This window comes from Cupriavidus pauculus, assembly GCF_002858765.1.
In the GTDB taxonomy this organism is placed as follows: Bacteria; Pseudomonadota; Gammaproteobacteria; order Burkholderiales; family Burkholderiaceae; genus Cupriavidus; species Cupriavidus pauculus_B.
Window position 1 is genome coordinate 111,994 of record NZ_PJRP01000002.1, and the last position, 19,686, is coordinate 131,679.

A 19,686-nucleotide genomic window follows, 5' to 3' on the forward strand; every position below is an offset into this window, starting at 1 on the left:
CCGCTGCGCTGCGCACGCTTGCCGTCGCCGCGCTGACCGTGATGGCCCTGGCCGGCTGCGGCCAGAGCGATGACGATGGCCTGCGCCAGTGGATGACGCAGACACGCGCCGCGAAGGCGCCGCCGCCGGAACCGTTGCCCGAGGTCAAGTCGTACACGCCACGCGAGTACGGCGGGCGCGCGTCGCCGGAGCCGTTTGCGCAGAACAAAATTGGCGAGCTGAACAAGACGTTGTCTGAGTCGCCGGAGGCCGGACGGCGACACGAGCCGCTTGAAGACTATCCGCTGGAGAACTTCAAGATGCTCGGCATGCTGAAGAAAAACGGCGAGACCTACGGTGTCGTACGCGTAGATAACAAGATCCATCACGTCAAGGTGGGTCAGTATCTCGGCCAGAGCTATGGCCGGGTGGTCCGCATCAGCGATCAAGAGATCGTGTTGCGCGAATTGGTTCGGGAAGGGGTCTCAGATTGGAAAGAGAAAATGACCAGCCTGAAGCTGGAGGCATCCGCATGATCACGGCACGTTGGGTCCGGGCGCTTGCGGGCGCTTCAGCGATGGCGTTGGTGCTGGCCTCTCCGGCCGCACTGGCACAGAACAACCAGCTCAGGCAGGTGGACGCCAATGTGGTTGGCGAGCAGACCGTCTTCACGGTCGACCTGCAGGGTCCGCTTGCGCAAAAGCCGGCGGACTTCACGACGCAGAATCCGGCAAAGATCGCGATCGATTTCTTCGATACGGGATTCGCGCAGGGCCGCGCGCAGTATGAATACGCGGGCAAGCTGCTCAAGAGCGCCAACGTGATGCAGATCGGCGATCGCACCCGCGTGGTGCTGAGCCTGGCCCGCAACGCCACGTACCGCACGGAAGTGCGCGGCAACCAGTTCGTGGTGCTGATGGACAACGTGGCGCAGTCGACGGCCGCGGCGGCACCGACGTTCGCGGCGGCGGCACCGGCGATGCAGCCGGTGGCGGCAAACCGGACGCTGATCCGCAATATCGACTTCCGTCGTGGCGCCGACGGTGCCGGCCGCGTGGTGGTGGACCTGTCGTCGCGGGATTCGGGTGTCAATATCCAGCAGCAGGGGCAGAACCTGGTGGTGGACTTCCTTGGCACCGGACTCCCGGTCGACCTGCGCCGCCGCTTCGACGTGACCGACTTCGGTACGCCGGTGCAGGCCATGCGCGCCAACGACGCCAATGGCACCGCACGGCTGACGATCGAGCCGCGCGGCAACTGGGAGTACAGCTCGTACCAAACGGACAACCAGTTCGTGGTCGAGGTGCGCCAGGTCAAGGAAGATCCGAACAAGTTGATCTCCGGCCAGGGCTACCGGGGCGAGCGTCTGTCGCTGAATTTCCAGAACATCGACATCCGCTCGCTGCTTCAGGTCTTTGCCGACTTCACCAACCTGAACATCATCACGAGCGACACGGTGCAGGGCAACCTGACGCTGCGCCTGAAGGATGTGCCATGGGATCAGGCGCTGCAGATCGTGCTCGATTCCAAGGGTCTGGCTTCGCGCCGCAACGGCAACGTGCTGTGGGTGGCGCCCAAGGCCGAACTGGCCACGAAGGAAAAGCTCGAGTTGGAAGCGCTGCAGCAGATCAATGAGCTTGAGCCGATCCGCAGCCAGGTGTTCCAGCTGAACTATCAGCGCGCCGAGGATGTTCGTCGCATGCTGCTGGGCCAGGCCGTGACCGGTGGTGCTGCCGGCGCTGCTACCCCGGTGGCGGGTGGCGCGGCCGGTAGTACCGGCGTCACGCGCATGCTGTCGAAGCGCGGCTCGCTGACGGCGGATCCGCGTACCAACCAGCTGTTCGTGTCCGACATCGGGTCCAAGCTCGAGGAAGTGCAGGGATTTCTGCAGAAGATCGACATCCCGGTGCGTCAGGTGGTCATTGAGGCACGCATCGTCGAGGCCAGCGATACGTTCAGCCGCAATCTTGGCGTGAAGTTGGGTTTTGCGTCGAAGCGGTCGGGCGCGGCCTACGGCAACACGTATGAGAACGTGGCATCGCCGTTCACCAAGGATGCCGTCTGGGACAATGGCCCGGCGGTGAGCCTGCCGGCCGCGGCCATCAATGGTACGAACCCGGCGTCGGTGGCATTCAGTATCTTCAATACTGCTGCTGGCCGGTTCCTGGACCTGGAGCTTTCGGCGCTGGAAGCCGACGGCAAGGGTAAGATCATCTCGAGCCCGCGTGTCGTGACCGCCAACAACATCAAGGCGCTGATCGAGCAGGGTACCGAGCTGCCGTACCAGTCCGCCACGTCGAGTGGCGCCACGTCGGTCCAGTTCCGCAAGGCGAACCTGAAGCTGGAAGTCACGCCGCAGATCACGCCGGAAGGCAACGTGCTGCTGGACGTCGACGTCAACAAGGACAGCGTGGGTATCCAAACCGTCAACGGCTTCGCCATCGACACCAAGCACGTGCAGACGCAGGTGCTGGTGGAGAACGGCGGCACGGTGGTGATCGGCGGTATCTACAGCCAGGACGAGTCGAACAACGTCAACAAGGTGCCCTGGCTGGGCGACCTCCCGGTGCTTGGCAATCTGTTCAAGAACAATGCCAAGGTCAACAACCGGACCGAGCTGCTGGTGTTCCTGACGCCGCGCATCCTGAACGACAGCGTATCGTTGAAATAACACCGTCCGGGTGCAGCAGGGGGCCCGAATGCAGTAGACTGGCAGGCCGCGTCGGCATCCGACGCGGCCTTTTTCCTTTTCGCGGCATCGTTGGCGGAACCGACGGCCAGCCGGAATCGGGCCGCAATGATGCACAATGGCGTATGAATCACGCCAGCGAGGTGGCCCGGCCGGCGTGCCAATGCCTCGAGCCTTATCGCGCAAGACAGTCCAGTGACAGCGAATCGCCCGAATCTTTTCTTTGTTGGCCTGATGGGCGCCGGCAAGACCACCGTTGGCCGCTCGGTGGCCCGACGCCTTGATTACCCGTTCTTTGACTCCGACCACGAGCTCGAAGCGCGTTGCGGCGTGAAGATTCCGGTGATTTTCGAGCACGAGGGTGAGGTCGGGTTCCGGGACCGCGAGGCGCAGGTCATTGCCGAACTGACCGGCCGTACCGGCATCGTCCTGGCGACTGGCGGCGGCGCGGTGCTGCGCGAAGCCAACCGGGCGGCCCTGAAGGCCAATGGCACCGTGGTCTACCTGCGCGCCAGTCCGCACGACCTGTGGCTGCGCACGCGCCATGACCGCAACCGTCCGCTGCTGCAGACCGAAGACCCGAAAGGCCGGCTGGAGGCGCTGTACACCCAGCGCGACCCGCTCTACCGCGAAGTGGCGGACTTCATTATCGAAACCGGCAAGCCGACCGTGGCACAGCTTGCTAATATGGTTCTCATGCAACTTGAAATGGCTGGCTTCACGCTTCCATCCGTGGAAGCGGTGCCCGACACCGACACGGTGGCCGGGCAGCCGGCGCAGGACACCCATTCATGATCAAGCTGGAAGTCGATCTCGGGGCGCGTAGCTACCCGATCCATATCGGCGGCGGCCTGCTGGACCGCGCCGACCTGCTGCAGCCGCATGTGCGCGGCCAGCATGCCGTCATCGTCACCAACGAGACCGTCGGACCCCTGTATGCGGCCCGCGTCGAAGCTGTTCTGACTGGCCTGGGCAAGACCGTGCGCACGGTGGTGCTGCCGGACGGCGAGCGCTTCAAGCAGTGGGAAACCCTGAACCTGATCTTCGACGCGCTGCTCCGGGCAGGCGCCGACCGAAAGACCACACTGATCGCGCTCGGCGGCGGCGTGGTGGGCGACATGACCGGCTTCGCCGCGGCCTGCTACATGCGCGGGGTGCCATTCGTCCAGATGCCGACCACGCTGCTGTCGCAGGTGGACTCGTCGGTGGGCGGCAAGACCGGGATCAACCACCCGCTCGGCAAGAACATGATCGGGGCGTTCCACCAGCCCAACGCGGTGATCGCCGACATCGACACGCTGAAGACCTTGCCGCCGCGCGAGCTGGCTGCCGGGTTGGCCGAGGTCATCAAACACGGCGCGATTGCCGACGCCGCCTATTTCGAGTGGATCGAAGGCAACATCGCGGCGCTCAATTCGTGCGACACGGGCCTGATGGCTGAGGCCGTGCGGCGCTCGTGCGAGATCAAGGCCGCCGTGGTGGCGCAGGACGAGCGCGAAGGCGGCCTGCGGGCGATCCTGAACTTCGGACACACATTCGGCCATGCCATCGAAGCCGGCATGGGCTATGGCGAATGGCTCCACGGCGAGGCGGTGGGCTGCGGCATGGTGATGGCGGCCGATCTGTCGCATCGCCTGGGGTTCATCGACGTCGAGACGCGCGCGCGCATCCGTACGCTGACGCAGGCGGCGCTGCTGCCCGTGGTGGCCCCGGACCTGGGCATCGACCGCTATGTCGAACTGATGAAGGTGGACAAGAAGGCCGAGGCCGGCAGCATCAAGTTCATCTTGCTGCGCAAGCTTGGCGAAGCGTTCATTACTACCGTACCGGATCCGGACCTGCGTGACACGCTGCGCCACGCTGTCCTGAAACCTCCCGCAGAGGCACCGGTCGCGTAAGCGCCTGGTTGTGCCTTGCAACCCTGAACCAGCAACGGAATAACGGATTGCCCGCATGACCACCGCTCCAGCGACTGACCTCGAAGCCCATCTCGCCCCGTACGCCGCGCGCTCCGCAAAGACGCGCGGCCGGGTGCATGCCGAACCGGCCTCGTCCTCGCGCAGTGAATTCCAGCGCGACCGCGACCGCGTGATCCACAGCACGGCGTTCCGCCGGCTCGAATACAAGACGCAGGTCTTCGTGAACCACGAGGGCGACCTGTTTCGCACGCGGCTGACGCACAGCCTGGAGGTGGCGCAGATCGCGCGCTCCATCGCACGCAACCTGCGGCTGAACGAGGATCTGGTCGAGGCGATCTCGCTGGCCCACGACCTGGGCCACACGCCGTTTGGCCACGCCGGACAGGACGCTTTGAACGGCTGCATGAAGAACCATGGCGGGTTCGAGCACAACCTGCAGAGCCTGCTGGTGGTGGATGAGCTGGAGGAGCGCTATGGCGGCTTCAACGGGCTGAATCTGACGTTCGAGACGCGCGAAGGCATTCTCAAGCATTGCTCGCGCGTCAACGCAGCGGCGCTGGGCGAGCTGGGGCGGCGCTTTCTGGAAGGCGCGCAGCCGTCGCTCGAGGCCCAGTTGGCCAATCTGGCCGACGAAATCGCCTACAACAACCACGACATCGACGACGGCCTGCGCTCCGGGCTGCTGACGCTGGAGCAGCTGGACGAAGTGCCGATGTGGGGCCGTCACCGCGCCGAGGTGGCCACGGCCTTTCCGGGCATCAACGGGCGCCGGGCGATCAATGAGACGGTCCGGCGCATGATCAACACGCTGATCGTCGATTTGATCGAAACCACCGGCCGCAATATTGCCGCCGCCAATCCCAAGACGATCGACGACGTGCGCGCCGCCGGGCCGCTGGTGTCGTTCAGCCCGAAGATCCACGAGGAAGCCGCCGCGCTCAAGCGATTCCTGTTCCGCCACCTGTACCGGCATTACCTGGTCATGCGGATGTCGGCCAAGGCGCAGCGCATCATCTCGGATCTCTTCGGCGCCTTCATGCAGGATTCGCGTCTGCTGCCGCCTCAGTACCAGGCTGGCCATGGCGCCGACCAGCCACGTCTGATCGCCCACTACATCGCTGGCATGACGGACCGTTATGCCATCCGCGAGCACCGGCGCATCTTCGCGGTCAGCGAGAGCAACTCACTTGGCTGACCGGAGCGCCGTCGGCTAAAAACGGGGACAGATCAGGTTATGATGCGGGCATCTTTCACCCGGGATGCCCGATGGCCCGCCTTCCCCGTTTCTCTCCTGCCGACTTGCCGGCCATGGTGCTGCAGCGCGGCAACAACCGCCAGCCCGTGTTTCTGGGCGCCGATGACTACCTGCATTACCTCGATTGCCTGCGCATGGCGGCGCGCGAGCATGAGCTGGCTATCCACGCCTACGCGCTGCGGCCCAATCATATCCATCTTGTAGCCACCCCGAAGGGGCCCGACTCGCTGAGCCTGACCATGCAGGCGGTAGGGCGCCGCTACGCGCGCCATTTCAACCGCGTGGCCGAACGCACCGGCACCCTCTGGGAGGGCCGCTTCCGCTCGGCCGTCATCGAAGCCGATGCCTGGTTGCTGCCGGCCATGCTCTATGCAGAAGGCAATGCCATGCGGGCCGGCGAAGTCACGACGCCCGAGGCCGACCGCTGGAGCAGCTACCGGCACCACGCAGGCTTCGAGTCCAGCCCGATTGTGAGCGATCACTCCATCTATTGGGATCTCGGCAATACGCCATTCGAGCGGCAATCCAATTACCGTGCGTTGACGGCCGAGGGGTTGTCGGGGCGCACGCTTGCCACGCTGCAGAAGCATGCCCACAGTGGCTGGCCGCTGGGTAGCGACGCGTTCCTGGCGCAACTTGAGCGTCATGCGACGCGGCGCGTCCACCCGTTGCCGAGAGGCCGACCAAGAAAGTCGGTTATTTCAGATGACGAAGCGCACGAGGCCTAACCCGTGCAGCAATCGTGATATTTCGCACCATAACTGTGCAAATATGGACTGAATTTAATATGTCCCCATTTAAAATGGTCGCGGTGATGGTGCAATTTTTAATGTGTTCTGACCCCATTTAATTTTTTTGCGAGGCGTGGACGATTCTCTTATAGTTGCTCCACCCACAGTCATTGTGCGGCGCGTCACGCTCGTGTACGCCGCTGCGGTCCCAGCTGTCTGCCACGCCCGATCAAGAGGCCCCCCGCAACAGCCCATCCCGTTCGGTCTATGCCCTTGCTGGCTGCGCAGCCTTCACCGGAATTCAGCCCGTGGACCACTCGCAACAATCTTCCGACCTCGCCGGCCGCCCGCAGGCCCAGGGCCTGTACGACCCCACCAATGAGCACGACGCCTGCGGCGTTGGCATGGTGGCGCATATCAAGGGCAAGAAATCCCACGAGATCATTTCGCAGGGTCTGAAGATCCTTGAGAACCTGGACCACCGGGGCGCAGTCGGCGCAGACGCGCTGATGGGCGATGGCGCCGGTATCCTGATCCAGATCCCGGACCAGTTCTACCGCGAGGAAATGGCCAAGCAGGGCGTGACGCTGCCGCCCAACGGCGAATACGGCGTCGGCATGATCTTCCTGCCGAAGGAACACGCTTCGCGCCTGGCCTGCGAGCAGGAACTCGAACGCACCGTGCGCCTGGAAGGCCAGGTCGTGCTGGGCTGGCGCGATGTGCCGGTGGACTGCAACATGCCGATGTCCCCGACCGTGCGCAAGACCGAGCCGGTGATCCGCCAGATCTTCATTGGCCGTGGCCGCGACATCATGACCACGGACGCGCTGGAACGTAAGCTCTACGTGATCCGCAAGACGGCCAGCCACGCCATCCAGGCGCTCAAGCTCAAGCACGGCAAGGAATACTTCGTGCCGTCGATGTCGGCCCGTACCGTCGTGTACAAGGGCCTGCTGCTGGCCAACCAGGTGGGCGAGTACTACCTGGACCTGCTGGATTCGCGCGCCGTGTCGGCCCTGGCCCTGGTGCACCAGCGCTTCTCGACCAACACGTTCCCGGCCTGGGAACTGGCCCACCCGTACCGCATGGTCGCCCACAACGGCGAAATCAACACGGTCAAGGGCAACGTGAACTGGGTGAACGCACGTACGGGCGCCATCTCGTCGCCGGTGCTGGGCGACGACCTGCCCAAGCTGTGGCCGCTGATCTATCCGGGCCAGTCGGATACGGCATCGTTCGACAACTGCCTCGAACTGCTGACGATGGCCGGCTACCCGCTCGTCCACGCGATGATGATGATGATCCCGGAAGCCTGGGAACAGCACACGCTGATGGACGACAACCGTCGCGCCTTCTACGAGTACCACGCCGCGATGATGGAGCCGTGGGACGGCCCCGCCGCCATCTGCTTCACCGATGGCCGCCAGATCGGCGCCACGCTGGACCGTAACGGCCTGCGTCCGGCCCGCTTCTACGTGACCGAGGACGACTTCGTCGTGCTGGCGTCGGAAGCCGGCGTGCTGCCGTTCCCCGAGTCGCGCATCGTCAACAAGTGGCGCCTGCAGCCGGGCAAGATGTTCCTGATCGACATGGAGCAGGGCCGCATCATTGACGACAAGGAACTCAAGGACAACCTGGCCAACGCCAAGCCGTACAAGAGCTGGATCGACGCCGTGCGCATCAAGCTCGACGAGCTGGATGCCAAGCCGGAAGACGTGGCCGCCGAGAAGAAGCCGGTGTCGCCGCTGCTGGACCGCCAGCAGGCGTTCGGCTACTCGCAGGAAGACGTCAAGTTCCTGATGGCGCCAATGGCGCTGGCCGGCGAGGAAGCTACGGGCTCGATGGGCAACGACTCGCCCTTGGCCGTGCTGTCGTCGAAGAACAAGACGCTGTACCACTACTTCCGCCAGCTGTTCGCGCAGGTGACCAACCCGCCGATCGACCCGATCCGCGAGAACATGGTCATGTCGCTGGTGTCGTTCATCGGCCCGAAGCCGAACCTGCTGGAACTGAACAACATCAACCCGCCGATGCGCCTGGAAGTGTCCCAGCCCGTGCTGGACTTCAAGGACATCGCCAAGATCCGCAACATCGAGCACTACACCGGCGGCAAGTTCCGTTCGTACGAACTGAACATCTGCTACCCGGTGGCGTGGGGCAAGGAAGGCATTGAGGCCCGTCTGGCATCGCTGTGCGCCGAAGCCGTGGACGCCGTGCGTTCGGGCTACAACATCCTGATCGTGTCCGACCGCCGCGTCGACGACACCCAGGTTGCGATTCCCGCACTGCTGGCCACGTCGGCCATCCACCATCACCTGGTGGAAAAGGGCCTGCGCACGTCGGCCGGCCTGGTCGTCGAAACCGGTTCGGCCCGTGAAGTGCACCACTTCGCGCTGCTGGCCGGCTACGGCGCCGAAGCCGTCCACCCGTACCTGGCCATGGAAACGCTGGCTGACATGGCCTCGGGCCTGTCGGGCGACCTGTCGCCGGAAAAGGCGGTCAAGAACTTCGTCAAGGCCATCGGCAAGGGCCTGTTCAAGGTGATGTCGAAGATGGGCATCTCCACGTACATGTCGTACACGGGCGCCCAGATCTTCGAGGCCATCGGCCTGTCGCGCGAACTGGTGCAGAAGTACTTCCACGGCACGCCGTCGAACGTCGAGGGTATCGGCATCTTCGAGGTGGCCGAGGAAGCGCTGCGCCTGCACACCGACGCGTTCGGCAGCAACCCGGTGCTGAGCAACATGCTCGACGCCGGTGGCGAGTACGCCTTCCGTATCCGCGGTGAAGAACACATGTGGACGCCGGATTCCATCGCCAAGCTGCAGCATTCGGTGCGCGCCGACGATGGCAAGGGCCAGTACCAGACGTACAAGGAATACGCGAACATCATCAACGACCAGAGCCGCCGTCACATGACGCTGCGCGGCCTGTTCGAGTTCAAGGTCGACCCGGCCCGCGCGATTCCGCTGGAAGAAGTGGAATCGGCCAAGGACATCGTCAAGCGTTTTGCCACGGGCGCCATGTCGCTCGGCTCGATCTCGACCGAAGCCCACGCCACGCTGGCGGTGGCGATGAACCGCATCGGCGGCAAGTCGAACACCGGCGAAGGCGGCGAGGACGAGAAGCGCTACCGCAACGAACTGCGCGGCATCCCCATCAAGCAGGGCGACTCGCTGAAGAGCATCCTGGGCGACCACGTGGTGGAGAAGGACCTGGAACTGCAGGCCGGCGACTCGCTGCGCTCGAAGATCAAGCAGGTGGCGTCGGGCCGTTTCGGCGTGACCGCCGAATACCTGGCATCGGCTGACCAGATCCAGATCAAGATGGCGCAGGGCGCCAAGCCGGGCGAAGGCGGCCAGCTGCCGGGCCACAAGGTGTCCGACTACATCGGCAAGCTGCGTTACTCGGTGCCGGGCGTGGGCCTGATCTCGCCGCCCCCGCACCACGACATCTACTCGATCGAGGATCTGGCACAGCTGATCCACGACCTGAAGAACGTGAACCCGGCGTCGGACATCTCGGTGAAGCTCGTGTCCGAAGTGGGCGTGGGTACCGTGGCCGCTGGCGTGGCCAAGGCCAAGGCCGATCACGTGGTGATCGCCGGCCATGATGGCGGCACCGGCGCATCGCCGTGGTCGTCGATCAAGTACGCCGGTTCGCCGTGGGAACTGGGCCTGGCCGAAACGCAGCAGACGCTGATGCTGAACGGCCTGCGCAACCGCATCCGCGTGCAGGCTGACGGCCAGATGAAGACCGGCCGCGACGTGGTGATCGGCGCGCTGCTGGGCGCCGACGAGTTCGGCTTTGCCACGGCGCCGCTGGTGGCCGAGGGCTGCATCATGATGCGCAAGTGCCACCTGAACACCTGCCCGGTGGGCGTGGCCACGCAGGATCCGGCGCTGCGCAAGAAATTCCAGGGCAAGCCCGAGCACGTGGTGAACTTCTTCTTCTTCGTCGCGGAAGAAGCACGCGAGATCATGGCCCAGCTGGGTATCCGCACGTTCGACGAACTGATCGGCCGTGCCGACCTGCTCGACATCCGCAACGGCATCGAACACTGGAAGGCACGCGGCCTGGACTTCAGCCGCATCTTCTTCCAGGCACCGATCCCGGCCGACGTGCCGCGCTACCACACCGACGTGCAGGATCACGGCCTGTCGGTGGAAGCCGGCAAGGCGCTGGACCACACGCTGATCGCCAAGGCTGGCCTGGCCATCGATAAGGGTGAGCGCGTGTCGTTCATCCAGCCGGTCAAGAACGTGAACCGCACGGTGGGCGCGATGCTGTCCGGCGTGGTGGCCAAGCAGTACGGCCACGACGGCCTGCCCGACGACACGATCCACATCCAGTTCCAGGGCACGGCCGGCCAGTCGTTCGCCGCGTTCCTGGCGCATGGCATCACGATGGATCTGGTGGGCGACGCCAACGACTACGTGGGCAAGGGCCTGTCGGGCGGCCGCGTGATCGTGCGCGCCCCGCACGAATTCCGTGGCGACCCGACCCGCAACATCATCGTGGGCAACACCGTCCTGTACGGCGCCCTGGCTGGCGAGGCGTTCTTCAACGGCGTGGGCGGCGAGCGTTTCGCGGTGCGTAACTCGGGCGCTACCGCCGTGGTGGAAGGCACCGGCGACCATGGCTGCGAATACATGACCGGCGGTACGGTGGTCGTGCTGGGCGGCACGGGCCGCAACTTCGCCGCAGGCATGTCGGGCGGCGTGGCCTACGTCTACGACGAGGACGGCCTGTTCGACAAGCGCTGCAACACGTCGATGGTGGCGTTGGAGGCGGTGCTCGCTGCGGCCGACCAGCAGAAGGGCCAGCCGGAATCGCAATGGCACAAGTTCAACGGCACCCGCCAGGTGGACGAAGTGATCCTGCGCGACCTGATCGAGCAGCACTTCCGCTACACCGGTTCGGAGCGCGCCAAGGCGCTGCTGGCCGACTGGACCACGGCGCGCCGCAAGTTCGTCAAGGTCTTCCCGACCGAGTACAAGCGCGCCCTGGGCGAGATGTTCGAGAAGGAACAGGCAGCCCGCGACAGCGATCGCGAAGCGGTAGCCGCCTGACCGGCAGCCACACCACGAGAGGCGCCGCGGCAACGCCCGCGGCGCCAACAAGATACTGACCCCACGCGAGGCCGGCCCGTCCGCCTCGCGCCAGCAAGACCAAGGATGCAACATGGGTAAGGCGACAGGCTTTCTCGAATTTCCGCGCCAGAACGAAGGCTACGAACCCGTAGTCAAGCGCGTGAAGCACTACAAGGAATTCGTGTTCGCGCTCTCCGACAGCGAAGCGAAGGTCCAGGGTGCCCGCTGCATGGACTGCGGCATCCCGTTCTGCAACAACGGCTGCCCGGTCAACAACATCATTCCCGACTTCAACGACCTGGTGTACCGCCAGGACTGGAAGTCGGCGATCGAAGTCCTGCACCAGACCAACAACTTCCCCGAGTTCACGGGCCGCATCTGCCCGGCACCGTGCGAGGCCGCCTGCACGCTGGGCATCAACGAGCTGCCGGTGGGCATCAAGTCGATCGAGCACGCGATCATCGACAAGGCCTGGGAAGAGGGCTGGGTGGCCCCGCAGGTGCCGAAGCACAAGACCGGCAAGACCGTGGCCGTGGTGGGCTCGGGCCCCGCTGGCATGGCGGCCGCGCAGCAGCTGGCACGCGCCGGCCATGACGTGACCGTGTTCGAGAAGAACGACCGCGTCGGTGGCCTGCTGCGCTACGGCATCCCCGACTTCAAGATGGAGAAGGACCTGATCGACCGTCGCATCGAGCAGATGCAGGCCGAAGGCGTGACCTTCCGCGCGGGCGTGATGGTGACCGACGGTGAACTGCCGGCCGGCATCAAGAACTACGCGCGTGAGACCATCTCGGCACAGGCGCTGATGGACCAGTTCGACGCCGTGGTGCTGGCGGGCGGCTCGGAAGTGCCGCGCGACCTGCCGGTGAAGGGCCGCGAGCTGGCTGGCGTTCACTACGCGCTGGAATTCCTGATCCCGCAGAACAAGGAAGTGGCGGGCGACGGCGTCAACGACATCCGCGCCGAAGGCAAGCACGTGATCGTGATTGGCGGCGGCGATACGGGTTCGGACTGCGTGGGCACGTCGAACCGCCATGGCGCCGAATCGGTCACGCAGTTTGAACTGCTGCCGCAGCCGCCGGATGAAGAAAACAAGCCGCTGGTGTGGCCGTACTGGCCGATCAAGCTGCGCACGTCGTCGTCGCACGACGAAGGCTGCTCGCGCGACTGGTCGGTGGCCACCAAGGAACTGATCGGCGAAAACGGCAAGGTCACGGCGCTGAAGGCCTGCCGCGTGGAGTGGAAGGACGGCAAGATGCAGGAAGTGCCGGGCAGCGAATTCGTGCTGAAGGCCGACCTGGTGCTGCTGGCCATGGGCTTCACGAACCCGGTGGGCTCGATGCTGGAAGCCTTCGGCGTGGACACCGATGCACGCAAGAACGCCAAGGCATCGACCGAAGGCGACCGCGCCTACTACACGAGCGTGCCGAAGGTCTTCGCCGCCGGCGACGTGCGCCGCGGCCAGTCGCTGGTGGTCTGGGCCATCCGCGAAGGCCGCCAGGCCGCCCGCTCGGTGGACGCATTCCTGATGGGCCACACCGAACTGCCGCGTTAAGCTGCCGGTTCCGCCCAAGCTGGCAAAAACCCCCGCATGCCGGAAGGCAGCGGGGGTTTTTGTTGATGCCCTGCAAATCGAGTTGTGGGGGCCTGCCGGTCCTTCTGCCATTCGATATTAGGGCGATGTTCGGCAGTCGTTGCCTACGAGTTCACATCCCATCAAAACCGCCGCCTCCCCATACGCCGCCAACTTGGCCGCGTGCGTGCCGGCCGCCAGCGGCGCGTACCCAAGCCTGCGCCAGTACCCATCGGCTGCCTGCACGGCGATGAGGCGGGACGACCGCAGGCCGTCGTTTAACGCCACGTCGCGCGCCGCGTCGTGGAGGCGGGAAGCGAGTCCCGCACCGCGCCCGATTGGCGCCACGGCCATGTCGTGGATGAACCAGGTCAGCGGCTCGGTATCAGGCCAATCGCAAACGAGTTGGCCATTCCAGGGCGGCAACGACGCCTCGGGCCAGGCATGGGTGAACAGGTAGGCAGCCAGGGAAGGGCTGGAATGGCCATGGTGCGATGGTGTGGCCAGGGCCGCGACCCAGCAGGTGGCGGGCGATAACGTGAGTCGGCTTTCCAAGGCATTGGCGGACTCGACCAGCGCATCGCCATAGCATTGCGCCTGGATGGCGAGTACTGCGGGCAGGTCGGCGGCACGCATGGGCCGCAAGACGAATTCAGGCATCGACCGATTATACGGGCGCTCACATTGGGGTCCGCCCGGAGAGCGTTTACGCGGTCTGGGCGCTGCCAGGCAATGTCCTTACAATTTCCTCAAACTAGATAAGAAGAGACTGCCTCGAAATCCTTTCAGCCGATTTGGAGCCGTAGCGGTGGGGTACGGCCCGGAGGAAATTGATGCCCGAAGTACGCAAATGCATGCGGCTTTGGCGAGGTATAGCGAAGTTGCCAATACTCGCTGCCAGATGGACGGGGTGTGCGGTTGCCGTTGCGCTTTACACGGCGACGGCCCTCGCTCAGCCTCCCGCTGTGGCCCAGCTGGCCAGTATTCCGTCTGCCGCCCGCGCCGAACCGTCGAGCCGCCAGGTGTCGTTCCCTGCCCGACCGCTGCGCATGATCGTGCCGTTCCCGGCTGGCGGCGTGGCCGATGCCATTGCACGCTTGTTGGCGGAACGGCTATCTCAGAGACTTGGTGTGCCCGTCGAGGTAGACAATCGCCCTGGCGCGTCGGGCACCATGGCTGGCGACCTCGTGGCCAAGGCCAGTTCCGATGGCCATACGCTGCTGTTCCATCAGGCCAACATGCTGATCCAGCCCGGGCTGGAACCGGTGCCCTATGACGTGACGCGTGACTTCACCCCGGTGGCGCGGGTGGCCGCCACCCCCTTGTTTCTCGTGATCGATGGCCATTTGCCGATGACCACGCCCCAGCAATGGGTCACCGCCGTGCGGTCGAACCCGGCGTCGTATAGCTACGGCTATGGCCAGGCTGGCAGCCCGGCGCATCTGTATGCCGAATACGCGGTCCGGGGCATGCCGACCAGCGTGCCGCTGGTCGTGGCCAAGGGCGAGAGCGCGGTGGTGCAGGAAATGCTCGCGGGTCGTATCAGCGCCTGCTTCTGTTCGTGGGCCGCGGTGCAGACTCATGTGCGTTCTGGGGCACTGAAGATTCTTGGCGTGACCGGGCCGGTGCGATCACCGCTATCGCCGCAGGTGCCCACGCTCCAGGAAACCGGCATGGAGGGCTACGGGGCGCTGGCCTGGTATGGCGTGATGGCGCCGGCCAAGACGCCCCGGGCAATCGTGGCGCGACTGGCCACGGAGCTGGACGGTGTGACCAATGAACGCGGCGTCCAGGCCCAGTTGATGGCCGCCGGCCTGACGCCGGTACGCGATTCGCCCGATGCCTTTGCCACCGCCATTCGTTCGGAATCGGTGCAGTGGCAGGCGATTCTGCGCCAGACCGGCCCGCGCGCCGAACCGTGAGGATGCCGCTGCCCCGTCTCGTGTCGGGGCGGCGCCACTCCGACGGCCCGGATTGTTGTCGGCTGTGCAATGGTGAGATCACCACACGGGACGGCGACCGATAGGTACTAGCCCTTATAATGGCCGCCTGTCCAAATCCGGTGACATTGTGACCGCTACCGTGCCGAACCCGTCTGGCCAGGCTTTTACAGGCCCCAACGTCGTCGAACTCGCGGATGTCGATTTTGCATACGCGGCTGGCGACAAGCCCATCCTATCCGGCCTTTCCATGCGTTTTCCGCGCGGGAAAGTGGTGGCCGTCATGGGCGGCTCGGGCTGCGGCAAGACCACGGTGATGCGCCTGGTGGGCGGCATGGTGCGCCCGCAGCGCGGCCGCGTGACGTTCAACGGCGCGGACATCGACGCCATGGACCAGACCGCGCTGTACGCGGTGCGGCGCCAGATGGGCATGCTGTTCCAGTTTGGCGCGCTGTTCACTGACCTGTCGGTATTCGACAATGTCGCATTTCCGCTACGCGAGCACACCGACCTGCCCGAATCGATGATCCGGGATCTGGTGCTGATGAAGCTCAACGCGGTGGGGCTGCGCGGGGCGCGCGACCTCATGCCGGCGCAGATCTCGGGCGGCATGGCGCGACGCGTGGCACTGGCGCGGGCCATTGCGCTGGACCCGGCGCTGCTGATGTACGACGAACCGTTCGCGGGCCTGGACCCGATTTCGCTCGGCCTCACGGCCAACCTGATCCGCGATCTCAACGACGCGCTGGGCGCCAGCACCATCATCGTCTCGCACGACGTGCAGGAAACCTTCCAGATCGCCGACTACGTCTATTTCATTGCGAACGGTAGGATTGCCGCCGAAGGCGTGCCCGACGACCTGCGCGCATCCAGCGATCCGTTCGTGCGCCAGTTCGTGCACGCCGAGGCCGACGGCCCGGTGCCTTTCCACTACAGCGGCCCCACGTTGGCCGAAGACTTCATGGCCGGAGGTACGCGTTGACCGGCTTCTTCACTACCATCGGCGCCGCCGTGCGCCAGTTCGTGGGCGGCCTGGGCCGTGCCACGCGCATGTTCCTGGCCGTGCTGGCACTGTCGCCGGCCCTGCTGCGTCGGTTCCGGCTGATTTCCGACCAGGTGTTCTTCGTCGGCAACCTGTCGCTGGTGATCATCGCCGTATCGGGCCTGTTCGTCGGCTTTGTGCTGGGTTTGCAGGGCTACTACACGCTGAACCGGTATGGGTCGGAGCAGGCGCTGGGCCTGCTGGTGGCGCTGTCGCTGGTGCGTGAACTGGGGCCGGTGGTGTCGGCGCTGCTGTTCGCGGGCCGCGCCGGCACGTCGCTGACGGCCGAAATCGGGCTGATGAAGGCAGGCGAGCAGCTGACCGCGATGGAGATGATGGCCGTCAACCCGTTGCAACGCGTGATTGCGCCGCGTTTCTGGGCTGGTGTCATCGCCATGCCGATTCTGGCCGCCATCTTCAGCGCCGTGGGCATCCTGGGCGGCTACCTGGTTGGTGTGCAGTTGATCGGCGTGGATGCCGGCGCCTTCTGGTCGCAGATGCAGGGCGGCGTGGACGTGCGCGCCGACGTGCTGAACGGTGTCATCAAGAGCTTTATTTTTGGCATTGCGGTGACGTTCATCGCGCTATACCAGGGGTTTGAGGCGAATCCCACGCCAGAGGGCGTCTCGCGCGCCACGACGCGGACCGTGGTGATGGCGTCGCTGGCCGTGCTGGGCCTGGATTTCCTGCTGACCGCGCTGATGTTCAGCTGACAAGCATTCGACAAGAGACTCGCATGAAGAAAAATTCGCTCGATTACTGGGTGGGGCTGTTCGTGGTGGTGGGGTTCGCCGCACTGCTGTTCCTGGCGCTGAAGGCCGGCAATATGAGCAGCCTGTCGTTCCAGGACACCTATGCGGTGACCGCGCAGTTTGACAATATTGGCGGACTGAAGCCGCGCGCGCCGGTGAAGAGCGCCGGCGTGGTGGTGGGCCGCGTGGCGTCGATCAACTTCGACGACAAGCAATACCAGGCCACGGTGACGATGAACCTGGAAAAGCGCTACGAATTTCCGCGCGATACGTCGGCCAAGATCCTGACCTCGGGGCTGCTCGGCGAGCAGTACATCGGCCTGGAAGCGGGCGGTGACGACAAGATGCTGGCGCAGGGCAGCAAGATCACCATGACGCAATCCGCCGTGGTGCTGGAAAACCTGATCGGCCAGTTCCTGTACAACAAGGCGGCCGATGCCGGCGCCGGCGGCAACAGCGGCAGCGCCTCGGCCCCCGCCCCGTCCTCCTCGTCATCGTCGAACACGTCCGGCTCGGGTGCGGCGGCTTTGCCGGCCGCGCCGGGAATGGGCGATAACAAATGAGCACTTTTCATCGCCTGACCGCGGCATCGCTGGTCGCCCTGGCCCTGGCCGGCTGCGCCACCGGGCCCAACGCCAACCCCGCAGACCCGCTGGAGCCGTTCAACCGTGGCGTTTCCACGTTCAACGACAATCTCGACAAGTACGCGCTGAAGCCGGTGGCCGAGGGCTACCAGGACTACATCCCGTCGCCGGTGCGCGCGGCGGTGGGCAACTTCTTCTCGAATGTCAGCGATGTCTACTCGGCGGCCAACAATCTGCTGCAGGGCAAGCCGTCGCGGGCGGCGGAAGACACGATGCGCGTGGCCATCAACAGCGTGCTCGGCATTGGCGGCCTGATCGATATCGCCACGCCGGCTGGCCTGCCGAAGTACAAGGAAGATTTCGGCCAGACCATGGGCGTGTGGGGCGTGCCGTCGGGCCCGTACCTGGTACTGCCGCTGTTCGGGCCGAGCAGCGTGCGCGACGGCACCGGCATGGTGGTGGACCGCTTCATGGATCCGACCACCTATATCTCGCCGTGGTACGCCAGCCTGTCGGTGACCACGGTGCGCGTGGTCGACGGCCGGGCCCAGCTGCTTGGCGCCACGAGCCTGATCGAGGCCGCCGCGCTGGATAAATACGCGTTCCTGCGTGATTCGTACCTGCAGCGTCGCGAATATCTGATCCATGATGGTAATCCGCCGTCGCAGGACGACGAGGACCAGCCGCAGCAACCCCAGCAGAAGGCGCCGCAGGACCAGGATGACGGCGGCAAGGCCGCGCCGGCAGAATCCGGCAAGTCCGATACGAAGACTGGCTGAGGCGTCCGGGGGCAGCCCGCGAGGTCTGCCCGCCAGCCGTGTCTGGCCAAGGCCTGGCCGCGCCTGTGAGCGCGCTGTGAGCCCTGAAACAAAGTGTATGAAAGTGGTGTTTAATGCATGTGTGTGTGCCATGCCCGGCTGACGCCTGTGTTTCAATGTTTTCCGATGGCGGTGCGTTGTTGCCCTGTCGGATGGGCGTGAACCTGCCGATACCCTGCAGGTGCCGTCCCGGAAAGAAAGGAAAAATTCATATGATCAAGCGACTGCTGCTTCCCTTCCTCACTGTTTTCGCCTTTGCCGGTGCTGGCGCCGCGCAGGCCCAGCAAGCCGACGCCGCGACGCCGGATGGCCTGGTCAAGGGCGTGGTGAACGAAGTGATGTCCACCGTGCAGAGCGACAAGGACATGCAGGCCGGCAATATCGGCAAGATCACCCAGCTCGTCGAGCAGAAGATCCTGCCGCACGCCAACTTCACGCGTACCACGCAGATCGCCATGGGCCGCAACTGGTCGAAGGCCTCGCCGGAACAGCAGAAGGTGATTGCCGACGAGTTCAAGACGCTGCTGATCCGTACGTACGCGGGCGCCATCGCCCAGATCCGGGACCAGAAGGTGCAGTTCCGTCCGTACCGCGGCACGGCTGACGACACCGATGCCACTATCCGTACCCAGGTCATCAACAAGGGTGAGCCGATCCAGATGGACTACCGCCTGGAAAAGACGCCTGAGGGCTGGAAGGTCTATGACATCAACGTGCTGGGCGCTTGGCTGACTGAGGCGTACAAGGGCAGCTTCAACACGATCGCCAACCAGCAGGGCGTGGATGGCGTCATCAAGACGCTGCAGGACCGCAACCGCCAGCTGGCCAACGCCAAGAACTGAGCGGACGACCCCGGCAATTCTGGTTGCGCTGCAGCACGGCGCGGCCAAACTGGTCTACAATGCCCAGACGCTCCCGCCCCCGGGCGGGAGTTTTCATTCCGGCAAGCCCATTTAACGTTTCCAGCGTCTCCCATCCATGCCTGCCCTTGGCTTCTCGCTGACCAACCGCAACGCCGCTGCCGTGCTGCGTGACGGGCTGACGCGCGTGCAGCAGGGCGACTTGACGGTGGATTGCAGCGCGCTGACGCAGGTGGATTCCTCCGCCGTGGCCGTGTTGCTGGCCTGGCAGCGGGCAGCCGCCCAGCGCGGCCAGTCGCTGGCCGTCGCCGGCGCGTCGCCGCAACTGCGGTCGCTGGCTACCCTCTATGGGGTCGAAGGCCTCCTGGGCCTGGCTACCGCCACCCCTACCGACCCGGAACACCACCACCACCGACATTGAACCGGCATCCGTCGCCGCGCGTGCCATTGC

The 19,686-nt window shown here is 64.9% G+C and carries 16 protein-coding genes; 15 read left to right on the forward strand and 1 reads right to left on the reverse strand.

Annotation, left to right across the window (positions count from 1 at the left end; genetic code table 11):
* Positions 1 to 41 precede the first annotated feature (41 nt).
* The 8 genes from CYJ10_RS05340 (at position 42) to CYJ10_RS05375 (ending at position 13,221) form a co-directional block, all read left to right on the forward strand.
* The gene (locus CYJ10_RS05340) at positions 42 to 515 is read left to right on the forward strand and encodes a pilus assembly protein PilP (protein WP_101681039.1); all 474 of its coding nucleotides are present in this window, start codon (positions 42 to 44) and stop codon (positions 513 to 515) included.
* Positions 512 to 2,650, forward strand: a complete 2,139-nt coding sequence (gene pilQ / locus CYJ10_RS05345) for a type IV pilus secretin PilQ (RefSeq protein WP_101680495.1) — start codon at positions 512 to 514, stop codon at positions 2,648 to 2,650. Before CYJ10_RS05340 ends, pilQ begins: the two co-directional genes overlap by 4 nt.
* A gap of 252 nt (positions 2,651 to 2,902) precedes the next feature.
* A complete protein-coding gene (locus tag CYJ10_RS05350; protein ID WP_257993180.1) occupies positions 2,903 to 3,463 on the forward strand; it encodes a shikimate kinase in 561 nt (186 codons plus the stop codon).
* The gene (gene aroB, locus CYJ10_RS05355) at positions 3,460 to 4,566 is read left to right on the forward strand and encodes a 3-dehydroquinate synthase (protein WP_101680497.1); all 1,107 of its coding nucleotides are present in this window, start codon (positions 3,460 to 3,462) and stop codon (positions 4,564 to 4,566) included. Before CYJ10_RS05350 ends, aroB begins: the two co-directional genes overlap by 4 nt.
* A 55-nt stretch (positions 4,567 to 4,621) precedes the next feature.
* Complete coding sequence (locus CYJ10_RS05360) at positions 4,622 to 5,782, forward strand: deoxyguanosinetriphosphate triphosphohydrolase (RefSeq protein WP_101680498.1); 1,161 nt, start codon at positions 4,622 to 4,624, stop codon at positions 5,780 to 5,782.
* A gap of 71 nt (positions 5,783 to 5,853) precedes the next feature.
* Entirely contained in the window at positions 5,854 to 6,570 is a 717-nt protein-coding gene (locus tag CYJ10_RS05365; RefSeq protein WP_101680499.1) for a transposase, read from the forward strand.
* A 407-nt stretch (positions 6,571 to 6,977) separates the two neighbouring features.
* A complete protein-coding gene (locus CYJ10_RS05370; protein WP_257993181.1) occupies positions 6,978 to 11,645 on the forward strand; it encodes a glutamate synthase-related protein in 4,668 nt (1,555 codons plus the stop codon).
* Positions 11,646 to 11,757: 112 nt separating this feature from the next.
* Positions 11,758 to 13,221, forward strand: coding sequence for a glutamate synthase subunit beta (locus tag CYJ10_RS05375; RefSeq protein ID WP_101680501.1), 1,464 nt, complete (start codon positions 11,758 to 11,760; stop codon positions 13,219 to 13,221).
* 117 nt (positions 13,222 to 13,338) lie between these two features.
* On the opposite strand, the gene CYJ10_RS05380 is transcribed toward CYJ10_RS05375, so the two are convergent.
* Complete coding sequence (locus CYJ10_RS05380) at positions 13,339 to 13,899, reverse strand: GNAT family N-acetyltransferase (RefSeq protein ID WP_101680502.1); 561 nt, start codon at positions 13,897 to 13,899, stop codon at positions 13,339 to 13,341.
* A 173-nt stretch (positions 13,900 to 14,072) separates the two neighbouring features.
* Between CYJ10_RS05380 and CYJ10_RS05385 the strand changes: the two genes are divergently transcribed.
* From CYJ10_RS05385 to CYJ10_RS05415, 7 genes are all read left to right on the forward strand, one after another.
* Positions 14,073 to 15,161: a tripartite tricarboxylate transporter substrate binding protein gene (locus CYJ10_RS05385; protein ID WP_101680503.1), complete on the forward strand. Its 1,089-nt coding sequence runs from the start codon at positions 14,073 to 14,075 to the stop codon at positions 15,159 to 15,161.
* 148 nt (positions 15,162 to 15,309) lie between these two features.
* Complete coding sequence (locus CYJ10_RS05390; protein ID WP_101680504.1) at positions 15,310 to 16,161, forward strand: ABC transporter ATP-binding protein; 852 nt, start codon at positions 15,310 to 15,312, stop codon at positions 16,159 to 16,161.
* Complete coding sequence (mlaE, locus tag CYJ10_RS05395; RefSeq protein WP_101680505.1) at positions 16,158 to 16,934, forward strand: lipid asymmetry maintenance ABC transporter permease subunit MlaE; 777 nt, start codon at positions 16,158 to 16,160, stop codon at positions 16,932 to 16,934. Before CYJ10_RS05390 ends, mlaE begins: the two co-directional genes overlap by 4 nt.
* Positions 16,935 to 16,957: 23 nt before the next feature.
* Complete coding sequence (mlaD, locus tag CYJ10_RS05400) at positions 16,958 to 17,536, forward strand: outer membrane lipid asymmetry maintenance protein MlaD (RefSeq protein ID WP_101680506.1); 579 nt, start codon at positions 16,958 to 16,960, stop codon at positions 17,534 to 17,536.
* Positions 17,533 to 18,336, forward strand: a complete 804-nt coding sequence (locus tag CYJ10_RS05405) for an MlaA family lipoprotein (RefSeq protein WP_101680507.1) — start codon at positions 17,533 to 17,535, stop codon at positions 18,334 to 18,336. The genes mlaD and CYJ10_RS05405 overlap by 4 nt, the downstream gene beginning before the upstream one ends.
* Before the next feature lie 251 nt (positions 18,337 to 18,587).
* Positions 18,588 to 19,217, forward strand: coding sequence for an MlaC/ttg2D family ABC transporter substrate-binding protein (locus tag CYJ10_RS05410; protein ID WP_101680508.1), 630 nt, complete (start codon positions 18,588 to 18,590; stop codon positions 19,215 to 19,217).
* A 136-nt stretch (positions 19,218 to 19,353) separates the two neighbouring features.
* The gene (locus CYJ10_RS05415; protein ID WP_101680509.1) at positions 19,354 to 19,656 is read left to right on the forward strand and encodes an STAS domain-containing protein; all 303 of its coding nucleotides are present in this window, start codon (positions 19,354 to 19,356) and stop codon (positions 19,654 to 19,656) included.
* Positions 19,657 to 19,686: the final 30 nt, after the last annotated feature.